The sequence below is a fragment of the Pseudomonas sp. BP01 genome (assembly GCF_022760795.1).
Taxonomy (GTDB): Bacteria; Pseudomonadota; Gammaproteobacteria; order Pseudomonadales; family Pseudomonadaceae; genus Aquipseudomonas; species Aquipseudomonas putida_Q.
This window is the reverse complement of record NZ_JAFBKA010000006.1, coordinates 213021-231210: the sequence shown is the minus strand read 5'-3', so window position 1 is coordinate 231210 and position 18190 is coordinate 213021. Positions and strand designations below refer to the sequence as shown.

The window sequence follows — 18190 nt, the reverse complement described above, 5'->3', positions numbered from 1 at the left end:
GAGTACATCCACTACTACAACCATGACCGTATCAAGCTAAAGCTCAATGGCATGAGCCCTGTGAAATACAGGGCCCATGCTGCTGAGGCTGCTAGCTGAAGCTGTCCAACTTTTCGGGGGCAGTCCATGCTGTGGGAGCGGGCATGCCCGCGAACACCGGCGAAGCCGGTGCCAGGTACCGCGTTGCCTGCTTCGCGGGTGAACCCGCACACACATCTTACTTAGCCTTGTGTGGTGCACTCCAACAGCCCTGCAGCAACCCCTCGGCTTGCGCTAAGATGCCCGCTCATGCCCCTGGAAGTAGCCTGGATGAGCAAACCCGGTCAAATGGTGCTGGTCGCGTTGCGCAAGATGATCGCCTCGGGCGAGCTGGCGGCCGGCGAGCGCTTGATGGAAGTCCCCACTGCCGAGCTGTTCGGCGTCTCACGCATGCCGGTGCGCATGGCGTTTCGTACCCTCGAGCAGGAAGGCCTGCTGGTGCGTTTTGGCGGCCGGGGTTTTCAGGTGCGCTCGGTCAGCGCCGATGATATCGCTGGCGCGGTCGAGGTACGCGGCGTACTGGAGGGGTTGGCCGCTCGCCAAGCCGCAGAGCGTGGCTTGTCAGCGTCAGCACGTGCGGCGCTGCAACAGTGTCTGGTCGATGGCGATCAGCTATTCGACAAGGGGTTCGTGACCGAAGACGACCTGCAGGCCTATCACGACCTGAACATGCGCTTTCACCAAGTGATCATCGAAGCCAGCCACAACCCGGCCATCGCCGATGCCCTGGCACGCAACGACCACCTGCCGTTCGCCTCGGTCACCGCACTGGCCGTGGACCGCCATGACCTGGCCCGCGAGTACCGGCGCTTCAACTTCGCCCATATGCAGCACCACGCGGTGTTCGACGCCCTGACCAACCGTCAGGGTGCTCGCGCCGAAGCCATCATGCGCGAGCACGCCAATGCCACTTTGCGCTACGCCGAAACCTTTGGCGGGGCAACGGCGGACGCGAGTATGAAAGTCATCCTGCCTTCGTCGTGAACCGGTTCAGATATCCAGCACCAGCAGCGACGACTTCGAGCGCGAGCAGCAGGGCGTGAACTGATCGTTCAGCGCCTGCTCCTCTTCGGTGAGGAACATGTCACGGTGATCCGGCGTGCCCTGCAGCACGCGGGTCAGGCAGGTGCCGCAAATACCCTGCTCGCACGACATGGCAATTTCGATACCATGCTGTTCCAGCACCTGCACCACAGTCTGATCGGCTGGCACCTCGAATACTTGCCCCGTGCTGCCCACCTGCACCGAGAAACTGCCATCGTTGCTGGCATCCACTGGCGCCGCGGCAAAGTACTCGCGGTGCAGGTTGGCCTCTTGCCAGCCCAGCCCCTTGGCGCTGTCCAGCACATGCTGCATGAACCCGCCGGGCCCGCAAACATACAGGTGCACATCCTCTTGCGGCGTGCCCAGCACCCGGGCGATATCCAGTGCGGTTTCTGGCTGTTCGTCAAAGTGCACGAACAGGCGGTCAGCGAACGGCGCGTTGCGAATGCGCTCGACAAAGGCCGCACGCTCGCTGGAGCGGGCACAGTAGTGCAGCTCGAAATCATGGCCGCTGTGGGACAACTGCTCGGCCATGCACAGGATCGGGGTAATGCCGATGCCACCGGCAAACAGCAGGCTGCGCTGCGCGCCCTCGGCCAGCGGGAACAAGTTGCGCGGCGCGCTTATGCGCAGCCGTGCGCCGGCCTGCACCTGCTCATGCAGGCTGCGTGAGCCGCCCCGCGAAGCCGGGTCGTTGAGCACGCCAATCAGGTAGCGGTGGCGCTCTTCGGGGTGATTGCACAGCGAATACTGGCGCACCAGCCCATCGGGCAAGTGCACGTCGATATGCGCACCAGCGCTGAACGCCGGCAGCAGGCTGCCATCCGCCGCCGCCAGCTCGAAGCTGCAAATATCTTGCGCTTCATCGTTACGGGACACCACTACGGCATCGATCATGTCGGCTGTTCCTCAGGCAGGGGTGGCGCTGGTAGCGATCAGTTGCGGTTGCGGCGCACGCTCTTTGGCGATGATCCGCTCCAGCACCTTGCGCGACTGCACGCCGCCAGCATCGATGTTCAGCTTCAGCAGGTTGCGCTCGGGGTAGGCCAGCAGGTTCTGTTGCTGGCGTTCGAGCATCTCCAGGTCTTCACTGAAAATCTTGTCCTGGCCCTCACGAATGTTGTCGGTCAGGGTCTGGTCGTGCGCGGCGAAGTTGCGCGCCATGCCCCAGAAGTACCAGATCGAGGTGTCGGTTTCCGGGGTGATGAAATCCACCACGATGCTCGACGCCTTGTGCCGGGCCTCGGCGTGGTAGCCACCCTTGCCGGCATGGGCTACGCCCACTTCGATCAGCACATGGCTGGGCGGAGTGAAGCGGCAGATCTGCCAGCGATCCACCGGCACATCGTCGGCCAGGCCGTTGCCACGCAGGGCCATGCGCCAGAAGGGCGGGGCCATGATGTTTTCCATGTGCCGGGCGGTGACCACCTCGTCGCCGGTGACGGTGGTGACTGGCGGCGCCTCGTCGATTTCCTTCTGGCCGATGCTGGAGGCATGCACGTAGGTTTCGTGGGTAAGGTCCATCAGGTTGTCGATCATCAGGCGGTAGTCGCAACCGATGTGGAACAGCCCGCCGCCGTACGCCCACTCATCATTCACCGCCCATTCCAGATGCGGGATCAGCGCCGGGTCGGCCTGCGCCTGGTCGCCGGGCCATACCCAAATGAAGCCATAGCGCTCGACAGCCGCAAAGGTCTTGTTGCAGGGAAAGCCACGCACCCGCTGGCCCGGCATCGAGACGGTCTTGCCGTCGCAACCCATGACCAGGCCGTGGTAGCCACACACCAGGTTGCCATCCTCGACATAGCCCAACGACAACGGCGCGCCGCGGTGGGGGCAGAAGTCCTCGACGGCGGCGACTTTGTTCTCTTGGGCGCGGTAGAACACGATCTTTTCGCCGCAGATCTGCCGGCCAAGCGGCTTGGTGGCTATCTCGTCGGGGGTGCAGGCGACGTACCAGGTGTTTTTGGGGTACATGGGAGGCTCTCCAGGGTTTTGTTTTTATTTAATGGATCCATTAGAGCTTTGTTGTGAGAACAAGGTCAACACGTTGCGCATGAAAACTGCGAGCTATGTGCGGTTATCGAACGGTCAATGGATCCATTGGTGCCAATTCGTCAGGTCACTGTCGGTAGGAGATGGGGCGGTTTCAGCGGCAGGTCTTGAAGACAGGTGCCGTGTGCGTTGGCCAAAAAGCCAAGGGCTGACGCACCCTCTGTAGGGGCAGGCTTGCCCGCGAACACGGGCGGCCCCCGTGCCATTTGGTTGCGAGTTATGTAGATGACACAAGTGACCTATGAATTATTCGATTTCTTGTAGGTTAAAGGATCTACTTAGATCAGATAATTCCTACGTGACGACTCTCGTCACGCTTAGTTGCAATACACGTCATTGACAGCGCCATCAAGCCGCTTATTGAATGAAGTGCTCGCAAACATAATAGGTGTAAGCGAAGTGAGGCTCGCTAAATACAACAAAGGGGTGTTGAAGTGGATGTGTTGATGGGCTTGGTGGCAGCCATATGTTGGGGGCTACAGATTATTTGGTGAGCGTAAATGGCAGGTCACTTGGCATCAGGCGTTCAGTGCTCTACAGTCAAGTATTGGGGCTGGTAGTTCTGAGTATTTTTGCTTTGCAATCAAGCAGCCTCAATTCGATTGTCGCAGTCAGTATAGAATCCATGATCCTCTGTCTTGTCGCGGCGGTGTTGACGCTACTCGGCGCTCTCTCACTGGCCAAAGCGTTAACCGAGGGACGCACCGCAATTGTTGCGCCAGTGGTCACGTCCTACGGTATCGTCACAACAATCTTGGCTTGGGCAGGGGGCGAACGCTTGAGCGCCTATCAGTTTGTTGGCATCGCCATCTGCGCATTTGGTGTGATGGCTGTGGGCTTGGGGCACAGCAATCCTGCGTCTCGCTTAAACCGTCGCGAGGGGCAGGCAATTGTTTTTGCGCTGCTGGCCGCTGGTTTTTACGGCTTCAGTTTCTGGGTTCAAGGTAAATATGCGCTGCCCACTGTAGGCCCAATCAACATGCTCTGGTTGAACTACTGCGTGGGCGCTCTGTTTCTGTTGCTTATGTATCGTAATTTTCGAGGGGGTAACAATTTGACCTTAAAAGATTATCGCGCCTTGAGTGGTGCCAGTCTTTTCAATCTGGGTGGTTTTGCAGCGTTTTCATTTGGGGTGCTTGAGGGTTCGATTGCCGTTGTAACGGTTATTAGTACGCTTTCTGGTGGGGTGGCGGCCATGCTCGGCTATGTGTTCTATAAAGAGCGTTTAACGGCAGGGCAGTGGTTGGGCGTAAGTTTCGTTCTGCTAGGCGCGGTAGTGCTGCATCTGCTGTAGGCGCTACGTCAGCCCAGGATGAATCATGGAGGAAAGAAAACCGAACTGCGGCTGGGGTGACTGTGCGCCCTTGCGGTTCGGACCTGCTATTACTAAGCAGACGCACACCATAAAGGCCCGTCGATGCTCGCCATCGAACAGCTTCACAAATCATTCCCCACCCCCCCAGGCCCGCTCCCCGTTCTGCAGGGCGTGGACCTGCGCCTGGCGCGCGGTAGCAGCCTGGCGCTGATGGGCGAGTCGGGCAGCGGCAAGAGCACGTTGCTGCACCTGATTGCCGGCCTGGACCGTGCCGACAGCGGCCGCATCCTGATCGATGACGTCCCGCTCGACGGCCGTTCGGAGGCGTCGCTGGCGCAGTGGCGACGGGAGGGGATTGGCCTGGTGTTCCAGCAATACAACCTGATCAGCAGCCTGGACGTGGCGGCGAACCTGGCCTTTCAGGCCAGGCTGGCTGGCAGGCATGACCCACAATGGGTGGCTTACCTGGCAGAGCAGTTGGGCTTGGCAGGTTTGCTGGCGCGCTACCCTGAGCAGTTGTCCGGTGGCCAGCAGCAACGGGTCGCCATCGGCCGCGCCCTGGCTGGGCGCCCGGCCTGGCTGCTGGCCGACGAACCCACCGGCAGCCTTGACGAAGCCAGCAGTGATGAGGTGCTGAGCCTGTTGCTGCAACTGGTCGCCGAGGCCGGCAGCGGTGTGTTGATGGTGACCCACAGCCCCCGGCTGGCGGCACGCTTGCAGCGGCGTTGCCAGCTGCAGGCCGGTCGCGTTCAGCCAGAGTTGGGGTGATGAGGCTTTTGTCGCTGGCCCTGTTGGCGTTGTTCAGCCATTGGCGGCGTCATCGTATGCAGTTTTTCAGCATCTTCACCGGGCTGTGGCTGGCCACGGCGCTGTGGACGGGCGTGCAGGCGCTGAACAGCCAGGCACGCAGCGACTACGCCCGGGCCAGTGCCGTGCTGGCCGGGCCGCTGCAGGCGCAGCTAGTGCCGCGCAACGGTGAGCGCTTCGACCAAGGGCTTTACGTGCAATTACGCAAGCAGGGTTGGCCAGTAACGCCCGTGCTGGAAGGGCGCTTGCGCTTGCCTGGGGAGCCCGCGCGCAGCGTGCGCCTGCTGGGCATCGACCCTTTGAGCCTGCCGCCGGCCGGCAGCATTGCCGGTGTGCAGCCGCAAGCATTCGATGTGCAGGCGTTCATCGGCACGCCCGGGCAAGCGTGGGCCGGGCCAGATACCTTGCGGCAACTGGGCGCAGAGCTTGGGGCCGCGGTGCGCGACAGCGAAGGGCAACTGCTCCCACCCATGATCCTGCAGCCTGCCTTGGCGCCCGGCGTGATCGTGGTCGATATCGGCCATGCCCAGCGGTTGCTGCACGCGCCTGGGCAGTTGTCGCGATTGCTGGTGGCCGGCAAGCCAGGGCCGCTGCCTGCTGATATTGCGGTTTACCTCGAACTGCAACCGCAACAGGACGACGGCGGGTTGCAGCGGCTGACTGAGAGCTTTCACCTCAACCTGACTGCTCTCGGCCTGCTGGCGTTCGTCGTAGGCCTGTTTATCGCCCATGCCGCAATCGGTCTGGCGCTAGAACAGCGGCGTGGGTTGATCCGGAATCTGCGCGCCTGTGGCGTCAGCTTGAACACCCTGCTGTGTGCCTTGATGCTGGAGCTGGGTCTGTTCGCCGTCCTGGGCGGGCTGGCCGGGGTGGCCAGCGGGTATGTGCTGGCCGCGTGGTTGTTGCCCGATGTGGCAGCCAGTTTGCGCGGCCTGTACGGCGCCCAAGTTGCCGGTACCCTGAGCCTGCCCGCGTGGTGGTGGCTGGTGGGAGTGCTTGTGAGTGTGTTGGGGGCATTGCTGGCAGGACTGGGCAGCGTGTTGCGTGCAGCCCGGTTGCCATTACTGGCGTTGGCGCAGCCTCAGGCTTGGCGGCTGGCGCAGGGGCCATGGTTGAGGCGCCAGGCTTGCATAGCGGGGGTTCTGTTGCTGCTGGCCTTGGGCTGTGGCGTGCTGGGTAACCGCCTGGCCAGCGCGTTTGCCATGCTGGCTGGGCTGTTGCTGGCGGCGGCGCTGTTGTTGCCGGCCTTGCTCGACCGGGCTCTGGCCTTGCTGACGCGGTATTGCCGGCGACCTTTGGCGCAATGGTTTGTCGCCGACAGCCGCCAGCAACTGCCGGCCCTGAGCCTGGCGCTGATGGCATTGTTGCTGGCGCTGGCTGCCAGTGTCGGCGTGGGCAGCATGACCGAGGGCTTTCGCAAGACTTTTGTCGGCTGGCTGGACCTGCGCCTGTCTGCCGACCTGTACGTCACCCCTCGGGATACCGCCCAAGGTCTGGAGATTGCGCAGTGGGTAGGGCAGCAATCTGCAGCCAGTGTGGTGCTGCCCGGCTGGCGTGTGGAAACGCAGCTGCGTGGCTGGCCGGTGCAGCTCCAGGGTATCGTCGATCACCCGGCCTACCTCAAGCGTTGGCCGTTGCTACAGCAGCAGCCTCACGCCTGGGAAGTGCTGGCCAGCGGCCAGGGCGTGATGCTCAGTGAACAGCTGGCCAGGCGCCTGAAGCTGCAACTGGGCGACCGCCTGGCGCTGCCTTCAGAGGCGATGACGGTGGTGGGGATCTATGCCGACTACGGTAACCCCAAGGGCCATGTTCTGGTCAATGCCGGCTGGTTACGCAAGCATTGGCCACAGGCAGCGCTAACCGGCTTGAGCGTTGACTTGCCCGCTGAACAAGGGCCCGTCATCAAGGCCGCGTTGCAACAGCGTTTCGCCCTGGACGACAGCCGCGTGGTAGAGCAGGCACGCCTGAAACGCTGGTCCACCGAGGTGTTCAACCGTACCTTCGCCGCCACTGCTGCGCTCAACAGCCTCACGCTTGGCGTGGCCGGCGTGGCGCTGTTCATCAACTTGCTGACGTTGGGCCAAACGCGGCTGAGCCAGCTGGCACCCCTGTGGGCGCTGGGTGTGCAGCGCAGGCAACTGGTGTGGCTGAGCTTGGGGCAGACACTGATGCTGAGCAGTTTCACGGTACTGCTGGCAATCCCGTTGGGGGTGTTGCTGGCCTGGTGCCTGGTGGCGGTGGTCAACGTGCAGGCGTTCGGCTGGCGCCTGCCGCTTTACGTATTCCCCGTGCAGCTGCTGCAACTGGCCGCGCTGGGTTTGTTCACCAGCTTGTTGGCCAGTGCCTGGCCGTTGTGGCAACTGGCGCGCCGCCAGCCCCGCGAACTGTTGAGGCCGTTTGCCGATGAAGCGTAACGCGTGGCTGTTGCTGTGCGGCCTGCTATGCGCTTGTGACCCGCCGGCGCCGCAAGGCTATGCCGGGCTCGGGCAGCAGGCGGACGGGTTCAGCCAGGTGGCCCGTGCGCATCGCCTGGAGTTCCCGCGTGACCATGGCGCGCACGATGGCTTTCGCATCGAATGGTGGTACGTCACCGCCAACCTCAAGGACGCCCAAGGGCGTGACTGGGGCGCGCAGTGGACCCTGTTCCGCTCGGCCCTGCGCCCCGGCCCTGAAACTACCGACTGGAACAGCCCCAACCTGTGGATGGGGCACGCGGCCCTGACCGGGCCGGGAGGCCACCAGTCTGGCGAAACCCTGGCGCGCGGCGGTATTGACCAGGCCGGTGTGCAGGCCCAGCCTTTCCGGGCGTGGATCAATGATTGGTCGTTGCAGGGCAGGGGGGGTATCGAAAGCGTGCAGATGGCTGCAGGTGGCGAAGGTTTTCGCTACGACTTGCGTTTGCGCAGTGATCGGCCCCTGGTGCTGCACGGCGATCAGGGTTACAGCGAGAAATCCGGCAAGGGGCAGGCCTCTTACTATTACAGCCAGCCGTTTTACCGTGTGCGCGGGGAAGTGGAACGTGACGGCATGTGCATCGCGGTCACCGGCCAGGCCTGGCTGGACCGGGAATGGAGCAGCCAGCCGCTGGCGGCCGGGCAAACCGGGTGGGACTGGTTTTCGCTGCACCTGGACAGTGGTGCCAAGCTGATGGTGTTCCAGGTGCGTCAGGCTCAGGGCGATGCCTACCGCGCCGGCACGTGGGTTGGCCCGCAAGGTGAAGTGGTAGCGCTGCAAGGCGCGCAGGTGCAGTTGCAGGCCCTGGCCTGGGCCGAGCAGAAGAATGGCAAGCAGGTACCGACGCGCTGGCGGGTGCTGGTGCCGGCGCATGGGGTTGATGTGGAGGTTGACGCGGTGGAGCCACGGGCCTGGATGGATACGCGGTTCCCGTACTGGGAAGGGCCGGTGCGGTTGAGCGGGAGTTCGGGTGGGCGCGGGTATCTGGAGATGACCGGGTACTAGTGCAACACATTCCCGCGATCATGCACCCACAAATACAGCATGGCCCAAACCTGCGCGGTACTTGTGGGAGCGGGCAAGCCCGCGAAGCAGGCTGCTCGGTGGATGGCACGGGCTATGCCCGTGTTCGCGGGCATGCCCGCTCCCACAGGTACCGCGCAAACTTGAAAAGTTTGAGCAACACAGTCGCGCCCACAAGGGGCGCGTCATCGTTTCAATCTTTGATCAGCCGCCGTAACACGGCGCGTGCTTCTTCGGTGCGCAAGCACTCGATAAACAACTGGCTTTCCCGCGCCACCGTGGCCTCCAGCTCCGCCCGCTGGCTGTCCTTGATCAGCCGCTTGCTGATGCGCAGCGCCGCCTGCGGGTAAGTTTGCAGCTGCCGCGCCAGCTTGCGCGCTGCGGCCAGGCACTGTTCGCCATCTTCATGCAGCTCATTGGCCAGCCCCCAGGCCACCGCCTGTTCGCCATCCAGCAACACGTTACCCAGCAGCAGGCCGGCGGCGCGGGCCTGGCCAAGCAAGCGTGGCAGCAACAGGCTGGAGCCAAACTCCGGGCACACCCCCAACGGTGCGAAAGGCATGCGCAACTTGGTCGAGCGGCTGACCAGCACCTGGTCGCAATGCAACAGCAAGGTGGCGCCGATGCCGATTGCGGCGCCACTGACCGCCGCGATCAGCGGCTTGTCCAGGCCCATGACCACCCGCATCAGGCGGAACACCGGGCTGTCCAGGTCAGTGGGCGGGTTATCGAGGAAGTCGCGCAGGTCGTTGCCAGCGCTGAAGCAGTGGGGGCCACCGGTGATGATAATGGCATCGACGCCAGGGTCTTCACCCGCTGCCAGCAGCAGGTCGCCCAGTTGCTGGTACATGGCAGTGTTCAGGGCATTGAGCTTGTCGGGGCGGTTGAAGGCCAGGGTCAGCAGGCCTTGGTACAGCTCGCGTGTGATCAGGTCGTTCATGGCAGCCGTTTTTGTTGTTGTGGGTAAGTGTGCCAAGGGTTTATCACGCAGTCCGGCTTGTTGTACAGTCGTTCAGTCCAGCCCCTGAACCGAGAACCCTTGATGAGCCAGGAAGCCCGCTACCACCGCATGCTGCCGGAATTGCGCAAGGCCAACCTGGTCGAAGCGACCCTGGTGTGCCTCAAACGCCACGGATTCCAAGGGGCTTCGATCCGCAAGATTTCGGCCGAGGCCGGGGTCTCGGTCGGGCTGATCAGCCACCACTACGCCGGCAAGGATGAACTGGTGGCCGAAGCCTACCTGGCCGTCACCGGCCGGGTGATGGGGCTGCTGCGTGACGCCATGGCGCAGGCTGCGCCCAATGCCCGGGAGCGGCTGTCGGCGTTTTTCCGCGCCTCGTTTTGCGCAGAGTTGCTCGACCCGCAACTGCTCGACGCCTGGCTGGCGTTCTGGGGCGCGGTAAAGACGGCTGACGCGATCAACCAGGTGCATGACCATTCCTATGGCGAGTACCGCAAGGAGCTGAGCCGGTTGCTGGCCGAGTTGGCCACGCAGGAGGGCTGGCAGGGCTTCGATGCCGACCTCGCGGCCATCAGCCTCAGTGCCCTGCTCGATGGCCTGTGGCTGGAGTCGGGCCTCAACCCCGGCACCTTCACCCCCGAGCAGGGCGTGATTATCTGCGAGGCCTGGGTCGACGGCCTGCAGGCCGGTGGTCGGCGGCGCTTCAGCCTGCCCGAGGGCTGTTGATCGTCTGTTCAGTAACGAGTACGCTGCTGGCGCGAGTGTGTAGAACAACACCAATAAAAAGAGACAACACGCAATGACGCCTCGGGTATTGATCGTCGATGACGATCCGCTTATTCGTGACTTGCTGCAGGCCTATCTGTCCCAGGAAGGCTATGACGTGCACTGCGCCGATACGGCGGAAAAGGCCGAAGCCTGGCTCGCCAGCCAGGATGTCGACCTGGTGCTGCTGGATATCCGCCTGCCTGGCAAGGACGGCCTCACCCTGACCCGCGAGCTGCGGGTGCGCTCGGAGGTGGGCATCATCCTCATCACCGGCCGCAACGACGACATCGACCGCATTGTCGGCCTGGAATGCGGCGCCGACGACTACGTGATCAAACCGCTCAACCCCCGCGAGCTGGTATCGCGCGCCAAAAACCTGATCCGCCGCGTGCGCCATGCCCGCGAAGTGCACCCGGCACCGGCCTGCGCGCAGTCGCTGAAACAGTTTGCCGACTGGGCGCTGGACACCGACCGCCGTCGCCTGATCGACCCACGCGGCGGGCAAACCCTGCTGACCCACGGTGAGTTCCAGTTGCTCAGCGTGTTCCTGCGCAACAGCGGCCATACCCTGAGCCGCGACCAGCTGATGGACCAGATTCGCAACCGCGAGTGGGTGCCCAACGACCGCTCCATCGACGTGCTGGTCGGCCGCCTGCGGCGCAAGCTGCACGATGACCCGGCCGAGCCGCAACTGATCATCACCATTCACGGTACCGGCTACCTGTTCACTGCCAGCGTGGCCGCATGATCCACCGCGCCCGCCGTGCCTGGGCGATGGTGCTGGCATTGCTCGCTGTGCCGGCCGGTGCGGCACAGACGGTGCGCTACTGCGATTACCCGGTGTACCCGCCGATGTCCTGGAGCGACGGCCACCAGGTGCGTGGCCTGGCGCCAACCGTGGTGCGCGAACTGTTCGCCCGCATGGGCTACCAGGTGCAGACCGTGGTGCTGGGCAACTGGAAACGCTGCCTGATGGACGCTGCCGCCGGGCGGGTAGACGTGGTGCTGGCCTACAACAGCGACCAGCGGGACCAGCGCATGCATTTTTCCACGGAGCCGGTGGTGCGCGAGGAAGTGGCTGTGTTCTACAACCGCAAACGGCCGGTGCAGTTCCAGCAGTTGGAGGACCTGGCCGGTTACCGCGGCGGCCTGTTGTACGGCGAAAGCTATGGCGCCGAATTCGACCGCTTCGTCGCCCGGCATCAGAACATCGAACGGGTGTCTTCCAGCCAGCAGAACTTCGGCAAGCTGATCCGCGGGCGCATCGACTACGTGATCCAGGAGCGGCGCACTGGCGAACTGTTCATCGAGCACCTGCCCGGGGCGCAGGACATCCGCGTGTTGCCCAGCGCACTGAGCGTGGACTACCTGCGCGTTGCCGTATCGCGGCAATCACCCCTGAGCCAGCACATGGACGAAATAGATGCGCAGCTGCGGCGCATGAACCAGGCTGGCGAGATCGCGCGCTGGCTGGAGCAGAGCGAGGTCACCTACCGCGACATGATCAACCTGCCGGCAGATGCCCGATGATCCGCCTGCACACCGATGGCCTGCTGCGCCGCCTGCTGCGGTTCATCCTGTTGTTCAGCCTGTGTTTCACGGTACTGGCCAGTGGCGTGCAGCTGTACTTCGAATACCGCCGCGAGATGCGCGACATCGAGGCGCGCATGGCATTGATCCGCGCCGGCTACCTGGCCAGCCTGGAGCGCAGCCTGTGGGACCTGGACGAGACGCAGCTGGACACACAACTGCGCGGCCTGGTGGACTTTTCCGACGTGGCCCGGGTGCGTTTGCTCAGCGACGATTTTCAACTGCTACGAGGGGAGGCCGAACCCAAAGGGCCGCTGCGCATCGAGCGCTTCCCCCTGGATTATCAGCCCCCCTCGGGCCCGGCCAGGCACCTGGGCGAGCTGGAAGTCAGTATCGACCTGGGGGCGGTACACCATCGGTTGTATGCCACCGGCCTTGCCAGCCTGCTGTGGATGGGGGTGTTCCTGTGCGGCCTGGCGGTGGCGCTGTCGGGGCTCTTCTACCGCCTGGTCACCCGCCACCTGCAAGTGATGGCCGAGTTCGCCCGGCGTATTGGCGCCGGCCAATGGCAGGAACCGTTGCGCCTGGGCCGCCGCCGTTCATCGCGCCCCGACGAAATCGACACGGTGGCCAATGCCCTGGACGACATGCGCCGCGCCATCCTCAGCGACATCGAACGCCGCGAGCGCGACCGCCTGGCGTTGCAGGACAAGCGCGACGAACTGCAGGCCATGGTCGAGCGACGGACCGCCAGCCTGGCCCGGGCCAAGGATGACGCAGAGGCCGCCAACCTGGCCAAGTCGCGCTTCCTGGCGACCATGAGCCACGAGTTGCGCACCCCGCTCAACGGCATCCTGGGCATGGCCGAGCTGCTACGCGGTGGCCGGCTGGAAGCGGCCGACCGTCAACGCCTGGAGGCCTTGTACAAGGCCGGCGAGGGGCTGCTGGCGATTCTCAACGAAGTGCTGTACTTCGCCCGGCTCGAAGAAGGCGAGAGCCGCGCCGAACTGGTGGGCTTTTCGCTGCGCCAGTTGTGCCAGGAAGTGCTGGCGCTGCTCGAACCCATGGCCGCGGACAACGGCGACACGCTGCACCTGGAGGTAGATGAGCAATTGGCCGGTTACCAGCACGGCGCCGAGCAGTACCTGCGTCAGGTGCTCAGCAACCTGCTGGCCAATGCCATCAAATTCACCGAGCACGGCCAGGTGCGGCTCAAGGTGCAGGTGCTGGCCAGCGACGCGACCACGCAGCGCCTGCGCCTGTCGGTCAGTGACAATGGCATCGGCATCGAGCCGGCCGTCCAGGCGAAAATCTTCGACCGCTTCGTCCAAGCCAGCGAGGCCGTGGCTCGGCGCTACGGCGGCACCGGGCTGGGCCTGGCGATCTGCAAACACCTGGTGGAAAAGCTGGGAGGCTGCATTGGCCTGGACAGTGTGCAAGGGCAGGGCAGTTGCTTCTGGTTCGAGCTCGACATCGCCCTCGGGCAGCCGGGTTCACCCCCTGAGCCAGCCCAGTCGGCCAGTGCCAGCCTGGATATCCTGGTGGTCGAGGATGTCGCGCTGAACCGTGAGGTGGCAGGCGGCTTGCTAGTGCGCGATGGCCACCGGGTGAGCTTTGCCGAGGATGCCGGGCAGGCCCTGCAGCTGTGCGCACAGCGGCGCTTCGACCTGATCCTGCTCGACGTTCACCTGCCCGGCATGAGCGGGGTGGAACTGTGCCGGCAGCTTCGCGCTACCCCCGGGCCTAACCACCACAGCCGGATAGTGGCGCTGACCGCTGGCGTGCAACCGGGGCAAGTGTCGGGTTACCTGGAAGCCGGCATGCAAGGAGTGCTGGCCAAGCCCCTGCGGCTGGCCAACCTGCGCCAGGCGCTGGCCGACGCGACGCCGACTGAAGAGGCCGGTATTGACGCCAACATGGACTGGTCGCTGCTGGCCACCCACCGCTCGCTGCTGGGCGAGCAGAAGCTGCAGGGCCTGCTGAACGTGTTGCGCCAGTCACTGGAGCAGCACGCCACAGCGTTGGCCGAGGCGCTGCCGGCCCAGGACTTTACCGAAGTGCTGCACCTGGCCCATCGCCTGGCCGGCAGTTGCGACTCGCTGGGTTTTTCTGGCCTGGCTGCGCTGTTGCGACGCCTGGAAGACGCAGCCCGCCAGCATGACGGACAGGCGCTGAACGCACTTGCCGAGCCACTGGCAAGCCAGCTCGGCCAAGCCCGTGCGACCCTGGAACATTTGATCCAGAGCTGACGTACAAAAAACTTACGACTTTTTACATCTTCGATCCGTTCGTACAACGGCACCTTACATCCGTTTTCAATAATCCATTGCAACCGTGTTGCACGCGGTCCATGAGGCTTATTGGAGACAAGAATAATGACATGCCGTAGCGCTCAGCCCCTCCTTCGTAACGCCCCCCGCACCTGCCGCAATAGCGAGGTGCGCCATGACTGACAACCACGAAAAAATCCAGCTCACCCGCGCCCTGAAAAGCCGGCACATCTTCATGCTGTCGCTGGGCGGGGTGATCGGCACCGGCCTGTTCATGGGTTCGGGCGTGACCATCAACCAGGGCGGGCCGGTGGGCGCGATCCTGGCCTACCTGGTGGCCGGCTTGCTGATGTACCTGGTGATGGTCTGCCTGGGTGAACTGTCGGTGCAGATGCCAGTGTCCGGCTCGTTCCAGGCCCATGCCACGAAGTTCATCGGCCCGGCCACCGGCTTCATGATCGGGTGGGTGTACTGGATGAGCTGGGCCACTACCGTGGGCCTGGAGTTCACCGCTGCCGGCATGCTGATGACCCGCTGGTTCCCCGAGGTGCCGATCTGGTACTGGTCGGCACTGTTCGTGGTCGTGCTGTTCGGCCTCAACGCCCTGGCCACTCGCGCTTTTGGCGAGGCCGAGTACTGGTTCTCGGGCATCAAGGTGGCAACCATCCTTGGTTTTATCATCATTGGCCTGCTGGTGATTTTCGGCGCCATCCCGCTGAGCAGCGGGGCGCCGGCGCCAATGCTGGACAACCTGGTGGGCGAGTCGCTGTTCCCCCACGGCCTGTCGGCGGTGTTCGCGGTGATGATGACCGTGGTCTATGCGTTCCAGGGCTGCGAAATCATGGGCGTGGCGGCCGGCGAGACCGAGCACCCGGAAAAAAGCATCCCGCGCGCCGTGCGCAACGTGGTGTTCCGCGTGCTGATTTTCTATGTGCTGGCGATCGCCGTGCTGTCGGCCATTGTGCCATTCGAGCAGGCCGGCCTGATGGAAAGCCCGTTCGTGCAGGTGTTCGACATGGTCGGCATCCCCTTTGCTGCCGACGTGATGAACTTCGTCATCCTCACCGCCATCCTGTCGGTGGGCAACTCTGGGCTGTATGCGTCTACGCGCATTCTGTGGGCGATGTCCAAGAGCGGCATGGCGCCGAAAAGCCTGGCGCCGCTGAGCAAGCGCGGCGTACCGCTGCGGGCGCTGAGCATCACCCTGTGCTTTGCCCTGGTGTCGCTGATGACCAGCTTCATTGCCGCCGACACCCTGTTCATGGTGCTGATGGCGGTGAGCGGGATGTCTGGCACCGTGACCTGGATCGTCATCGCCCTGGCGCAGTACCGCTTCCGCAAGGCCTACCTGCGTGAAGGTGGCCAACTGCAGGACCTGAAGTACAGGGCGCCGCTGTACCCGCTGGTGCCGCTGCTGTGCATCACCCTGTGCAGCTCGCTGTTCGTGTTCCTGGCACTGGATGAAACCCAGCGGCCGTCGCTGTACTGGGGCTTTGGCTTTATTGCCCTGTGCTACGCGGCGTACTTCTTCGTCAATCGCCGTCGGCAGGGCGCCTTTGAGCCGAGCGCGCCTGGCGTTTGATTCACGATTGCCGGGGCCGCTTTGCGGCCCATCGCGACACAAGGCCGCTCCCACAAGTACTGCGCAGACTTGAACGCTGTGAAAGACCCTGTGGGAGCGGCCTTGTGTCGCGAAAGGGGCGCAAAGCGCCCCCGGCAATCCCACAGTTGTTCAAAGTTGTAACAACCACCTCGGATTTAACCCTCTTAAGATGAAAAAAATCACTTTGAAACAATAGGTTAGTTGGTTTTCGAGTGATGTTACAGGCCATCTCACCGCCAATTGCCGCCTTGTTGAACACTCGTTTAGTATCTCCCTCATCAAGCCCTCCCAAAACCATCACAACAACACCGAGGCCCCCCATGACCACCCCGTCGTCGTCACTGTTGAGCAAAGTCGAAGCCGGCGTTGCCTGGATCACCCTCAACCGCCCCGAGCAACGCAACGCGCTGGACATACCCACCCTCAAGCAACTGCACGCCTTGCTCGAATGCCACAACAGCGACCCGGCCGTACGCGTGGTGGTGCTTACCGGCAGCGGTCGCAGCTTCTGCGCCGGCGCCGACCTGGCCGAGTGGGCTGCCGCCGAAGCTGCGGGCACCCTGGAAAGCTACGGCTGGACCGAAACCGCCCACGCCCTGATGTTGCGCCTGCACAGCCTCGACAAGCCCACCATCGCCGCCATCAACGGCACCGCAGTGGGCGGTGGCATGGACCTCAGCCTGTGCTGCGACCTGCGTATCGCCGCTGCCTCTGCGCGCTTCAAGGCCGGCTACACCAGCATGGGCTACAGCCCCGATGCCGGCGCCAGCTGGCACCTGCCACGGTTGATCGGCAGCGAGCAGGCCAAGCGCTTGTTGTTCCTCGATGAACTGTGGGGCGCCGAGCGTGCCCTGGCGGCCGGGCTGGTCAGCGAAGTCTGCGCCGACGAGCAACTGCCTGCCGTGGCAGCCGAGTTGGCCGGGCGCCTGGCCAATGGCCCGACGTTCGCCTATGCGCAGACCAAGCAGCTGATCCGCGACGGCGCCCGCCGCACCCTGGCCGAGCAGCTGGAGGCCGAGCGCCACGCCGGCCTGCTGTGCGGCCGCAGCCAGGATGGCGTCGAGGCGCTGCAAGCCTCGGTAGAACGCCGCGCCCCCCGTTTCACCGGCCAGTAACCCGATATCGACCCTGACCAGGACCTGCACAAATGAATTTCCAACTGACCCAAGAACAAGAAATGTTGGTGGAAGCGGTACGCAGCTTTGTGGCCAAAGAGCTGCTGCCCCATGAAGAAGCGGTGGACCGGGCCGATGCCGTGTCGCCTGAGCTGGCCGCGCACATCCGTGGCAAGGCCATCGCCGCCGGGTTCTATGCCTTCAATATGCCCGAGGAAGTTGGCGGCGGTGGCCTGGACTACCTGTCCCAGGCGCTGATCGAACGTGAGCTGTCCAAGGTGTCCTGGGCGCTGCATGTGTTTGTCGCACGCCCGTCGAAAATACTCATGGCCTGCAAGGACGAGCAGATCAACGACTACCTGCTGCCTTGCGTGCAGGGCGAGAAAACCGACTGCTTCGCCCTCACCGAACCGGGTGCCGGTTCCGATGCCAACGCCATCAAGACCCGCGCTGTGCGCCAGGGCGATGACTTTGTCATCAACGGCAGCAAGCACTTCATCAGCCACGCCGGCCACGCCGATTTCGCCATTGTCTTCGCGGTCACCGACACCTACGAGCACAACGGGCGTAAGCGCAATGCGGTCACGGCGCTGCTGGTCGACCGCGGCACACCGGGCATGACCATTCGCCGCGGCCCCAAGTGCGTGAGCAACCGTGGCTACCACACCTACGAGCTGTTCTTCGACGACTGCCGGGTGCCGGCCAGCAAGGTGCTGGGCGAAGTGGGCAAGGGCTGGGAAGTGGCCAACGCCTGGCTGACCGCCGGCCGGGTGATGGTTGCGGCCAACTGCGTGGGCCAGGCCCAGCGCGCCCTCGACCTGTCGCTGCAGTGGGCCGCCGACCGCAAGCAGTTCGGCCAGGCCATCGGCAGCTACCAGGGCGTATCGTTCAAGCTGGCCGACATGGCCACGCAGATTCGCGCCGCCGAAATGCTCACCCTGCACACTGCCTGGAAGATGGACCAGGGCAGCATGACCGACGGTGAAGCCGGCATGGCCAAGCTGTTTGCCAGCGAAGTGCTGGGCAAGGTGGCCGACGAAGCCGTACAGATTTTCGGTGGCATGGGCCTGATGGACGAAGGGCCGGTCGAGCGTATCTGGCGCAACGCGCGTATCGAACGGATCTGGGAGGGCACCTCGGAAATCCAGCGGCACATCATCGCCCGCGAACTGCTGCGCCCGCTGCTGCGCTGAGCGCCAGGAGAAC

16 protein-coding genes are annotated in these 18190 nt (G+C 63.8%); 13 read left to right on the top strand and 3 right to left on the bottom strand.

Annotated elements, in window-relative coordinates; genetic code table 11:
• The coding region (locus JOY50_RS08185) for an IS3 family transposase (protein ID WP_243055057.1) at positions 1 to 99 on the top strand (99 nt) is incomplete at its 5' end.
• A 210-nt stretch (positions 100 to 309) separates the two neighbouring features.
• Positions 310 to 1023: a GntR family transcriptional regulator gene (locus JOY50_RS08180; RefSeq protein WP_028613182.1), complete on the top strand. Its 714-nt coding sequence runs from the start codon at positions 310 to 312 to the stop codon at positions 1021 to 1023.
• Positions 1024 to 1029: 6 nt separating this feature from the next.
• Here the strand turns inward: JOY50_RS08180 and JOY50_RS08175 are convergent, their stop codons facing one another.
• On the bottom strand, positions 1030 to 1980 hold the full coding sequence (locus tag JOY50_RS08175) for a PDR/VanB family oxidoreductase (RefSeq protein WP_243055055.1): 951 nt from the start codon (positions 1978 to 1980) through the stop codon (positions 1030 to 1032).
• A 12-nt stretch (positions 1981 to 1992) separates the two neighbouring features.
• Positions 1993 to 3060: an aromatic ring-hydroxylating dioxygenase subunit alpha gene (locus JOY50_RS08170; protein ID WP_243055054.1), complete on the bottom strand. Its 1068-nt coding sequence runs from the start codon at positions 3058 to 3060 to the stop codon at positions 1993 to 1995.
• A 607-nt stretch (positions 3061 to 3667) separates the two neighbouring features.
• On the opposite strand from JOY50_RS08170, the gene JOY50_RS08165 reads away from it, so the two are divergent.
• The 4 genes from JOY50_RS08165 to JOY50_RS08150 all read left to right on the top strand — a co-directional run bounded on the left by JOY50_RS08165 (position 3668) and on the right by JOY50_RS08150 (position 8719).
• A complete protein-coding gene (locus JOY50_RS08165) occupies positions 3668 to 4432 on the top strand; it encodes a DMT family transporter (protein WP_310737972.1) in 765 nt (254 codons plus the stop codon).
• A 123-nt stretch (positions 4433 to 4555) separates the two neighbouring features.
• The gene (locus tag JOY50_RS08160; RefSeq protein WP_243055053.1) at positions 4556 to 5221 is read left to right on the top strand and encodes an ABC transporter ATP-binding protein; all 666 of its coding nucleotides are present in this window, start codon (positions 4556 to 4558) and stop codon (positions 5219 to 5221) included.
• Positions 5221 to 7674 carry an FtsX-like permease family protein gene (locus tag JOY50_RS08155; protein ID WP_243055052.1) on the top strand — a complete coding sequence of 818 codons (2454 nt, stop codon included), beginning with the start codon at positions 5221 to 5223 and terminating at the stop codon, positions 7672 to 7674. Before JOY50_RS08160 ends, JOY50_RS08155 begins: the two co-directional genes overlap by 1 nt.
• A complete protein-coding gene (locus JOY50_RS08150) occupies positions 7664 to 8719 on the top strand; it encodes a lipocalin-like domain-containing protein (protein ID WP_243055051.1) in 1056 nt (351 codons plus the stop codon). The genes JOY50_RS08155 and JOY50_RS08150 overlap by 11 nt, the downstream gene beginning before the upstream one ends.
• 211 nt (positions 8720 to 8930) lie before the next feature.
• Here the strand turns inward: JOY50_RS08150 and JOY50_RS08145 are convergent, their stop codons facing one another.
• On the bottom strand, positions 8931 to 9677 hold the full coding sequence (locus tag JOY50_RS08145; RefSeq protein ID WP_243055050.1) for an enoyl-CoA hydratase: 747 nt from the start codon (positions 9675 to 9677) through the stop codon (positions 8931 to 8933).
• Between the two features lie 102 nt (positions 9678 to 9779).
• Between JOY50_RS08145 and JOY50_RS08140 the strand changes: the two genes are divergently transcribed.
• The 7 genes from JOY50_RS08140 (at position 9780) to JOY50_RS08110 (ending at position 18177) form a co-directional block, all read left to right on the top strand.
• A complete protein-coding gene (locus JOY50_RS08140; RefSeq protein ID WP_016487575.1) occupies positions 9780 to 10424 on the top strand; it encodes a TetR family transcriptional regulator C-terminal domain-containing protein in 645 nt (214 codons plus the stop codon).
• Positions 10425 to 10497: 73 nt separating this feature from the next.
• Positions 10498 to 11214 (top strand): response regulator, encoded by a 717-nt coding sequence (locus JOY50_RS08135; protein WP_028613175.1) that lies wholly within the window; start codon positions 10498 to 10500, stop codon positions 11212 to 11214.
• Positions 11211 to 11996, top strand: a complete 786-nt coding sequence (locus JOY50_RS08130) for an ABC transporter substrate-binding protein (RefSeq protein WP_132841122.1) — start codon at positions 11211 to 11213, stop codon at positions 11994 to 11996. Before JOY50_RS08135 ends, JOY50_RS08130 begins: the two co-directional genes overlap by 4 nt.
• Complete coding sequence (locus JOY50_RS08125; protein WP_243055049.1) at positions 11993 to 14245, top strand: ATP-binding protein; 2253 nt, start codon at positions 11993 to 11995, stop codon at positions 14243 to 14245. The genes JOY50_RS08130 and JOY50_RS08125 overlap by 4 nt, the downstream gene beginning before the upstream one ends.
• A gap of 196 nt (positions 14246 to 14441) precedes the next feature.
• Positions 14442 to 15848, top strand: coding sequence for an amino acid permease (locus tag JOY50_RS08120; protein ID WP_016499182.1), 1407 nt, complete (start codon positions 14442 to 14444; stop codon positions 15846 to 15848).
• 341 nt (positions 15849 to 16189) lie between these two features.
• On the top strand, positions 16190 to 16984 hold the full coding sequence (locus JOY50_RS08115; RefSeq protein WP_243055048.1) for an enoyl-CoA hydratase/isomerase family protein: 795 nt from the start codon (positions 16190 to 16192) through the stop codon (positions 16982 to 16984).
• Positions 16985 to 17016: 32 nt separating this feature from the next.
• Positions 17017 to 18177: an acyl-CoA dehydrogenase family protein gene (locus tag JOY50_RS08110; RefSeq protein ID WP_028613171.1), complete on the top strand. Its 1161-nt coding sequence runs from the start codon at positions 17017 to 17019 to the stop codon at positions 18175 to 18177.
• Positions 18178 to 18190: the final 13 nt, after the last annotated feature.

Coding starts and splice junctions, on each gene's coding strand:
- JOY50_RS08180 (WP_028613182.1), top strand. CDS start 310: ATGAGCAAACCCGGTCAAATGGTGCTGGTCGCGTTGCGCAAGATGATC.
- JOY50_RS08175 (WP_243055055.1), bottom strand. CDS start 1,980: ATGATCGATGCCGTAGTGGTGTCCCGTAACGATGAAGCGCAAGATATT.
- JOY50_RS08170 (WP_243055054.1), bottom strand. CDS start 3,060: ATGTACCCCAAAAACACCTGGTACGTCGCCTGCACCCCCGACGAGATA.
- JOY50_RS08160 (WP_243055053.1), top strand. CDS start 4,556: ATGCTCGCCATCGAACAGCTTCACAAATCATTCCCCACCCCCCCAGGC.
- JOY50_RS08155 (WP_243055052.1), top strand. CDS start 5,221: ATGAGGCTTTTGTCGCTGGCCCTGTTGGCGTTGTTCAGCCATTGGCGG.
- JOY50_RS08150 (WP_243055051.1), top strand. CDS start 7,664: ATGAAGCGTAACGCGTGGCTGTTGCTGTGCGGCCTGCTATGCGCTTGT.
- JOY50_RS08145 (WP_243055050.1), bottom strand. CDS start 9,677: ATGAACGACCTGATCACACGCGAGCTGTACCAAGGCCTGCTGACCCTG.
- JOY50_RS08140 (WP_016487575.1), top strand. CDS start 9,780: ATGAGCCAGGAAGCCCGCTACCACCGCATGCTGCCGGAATTGCGCAAG.
- JOY50_RS08135 (WP_028613175.1), top strand. CDS start 10,498: ATGACGCCTCGGGTATTGATCGTCGATGACGATCCGCTTATTCGTGAC.
- JOY50_RS08130 (WP_132841122.1), top strand. CDS start 11,211: ATGATCCACCGCGCCCGCCGTGCCTGGGCGATGGTGCTGGCATTGCTC.
- JOY50_RS08125 (WP_243055049.1), top strand. CDS start 11,993: ATGATCCGCCTGCACACCGATGGCCTGCTGCGCCGCCTGCTGCGGTTC.
- JOY50_RS08120 (WP_016499182.1), top strand. CDS start 14,442: ATGACTGACAACCACGAAAAAATCCAGCTCACCCGCGCCCTGAAAAGC.
- JOY50_RS08115 (WP_243055048.1), top strand. CDS start 16,190: ATGACCACCCCGTCGTCGTCACTGTTGAGCAAAGTCGAAGCCGGCGTT.
- JOY50_RS08110 (WP_028613171.1), top strand. CDS start 17,017: ATGAATTTCCAACTGACCCAAGAACAAGAAATGTTGGTGGAAGCGGTA.